At 70.7% G+C, this 737-nt stretch carries 1 protein-coding gene; it reads right to left on the bottom strand.

Annotated elements, in window-relative coordinates; translation table 11 throughout:
- Positions 1 to 737: condensation domain-containing protein (locus U9J39_RS29395; protein ID WP_326348803.1), on the bottom strand; the 737-nt coding region annotated here is incomplete at both ends.

Below are 737 nucleotides of genomic sequence, written 5' to 3'. Positions count from 1 at the left end.
CGCAGCACTTCGCCGAGCAGCTGCGCGGTGCTCCAGCCGTCGAGCAGCAGGTGGTGCACGGTCCAGACCAGATGATGCCGGTGCGCGCCGGTGCGCAGCAGCGCCAGGCGCATCAGCGGCGGCCGCTCCAGGTCAAAACCCTGCGCGCGCTGGCGGTCCGCGAAGGCATCGATCTCGTCCGCGCCGCGCCCGCGCCAGTCCTCGACCAGCACGGGCAGCGCCGCCTGCCTGGCGACCCACTGCAGCGGCGGCTCGGCCCGGTGCAGGAAGCCGCTGCGCAGCGTGTCGTGGCGCGCCAGCACCGCATGCCATGCCGCGGTGAAGCGATCCGCCTCGATGCCCTCGACATCGACTCGCAACTGGTTGGTATACGCGCTCCCTTGCTCGGCAAACACGCTGTGGAACAGCATCCCGGCCTGCATCGGCGACAACGGGTAGAGGTCTTGCACCTGCTGCGGCACCAGCGCTAGCGCATCCAGCCCGGCCTGCGACAGGCTGGTTAGCGGGAAGTCGGATGGCGTGATGCCCGCGGGCCCGGCGGCGCAATGGGCGACAACTGCCTCCAGTTCCGTGCGCAAGGCTGCCGCCAGCGCTTCGATCGCCGTGCTGCGATAGCGGCGGCGGGCATAGGCCACCGACAGCTTGAGCTGTCCGCCCTGTACCTGCCCGCTGACCGACAACGGATGCGACAGCGGCGTGGCCGGATCCTGGCTGGCGCCTGCGCTGTCAGTCGAGAG

The sequence above is a fragment of the Cupriavidus sp. SS-3 genome (genome assembly GCF_035818815.1).
Taxonomy (GTDB): domain Bacteria; phylum Pseudomonadota; class Gammaproteobacteria; order Burkholderiales; family Burkholderiaceae; genus Cupriavidus; species Cupriavidus taiwanensis_C.
The sequence above is the reverse complement of the archived record's forward strand: the minus strand, read 5'-3'. Positions and strand labels throughout refer to the sequence as shown.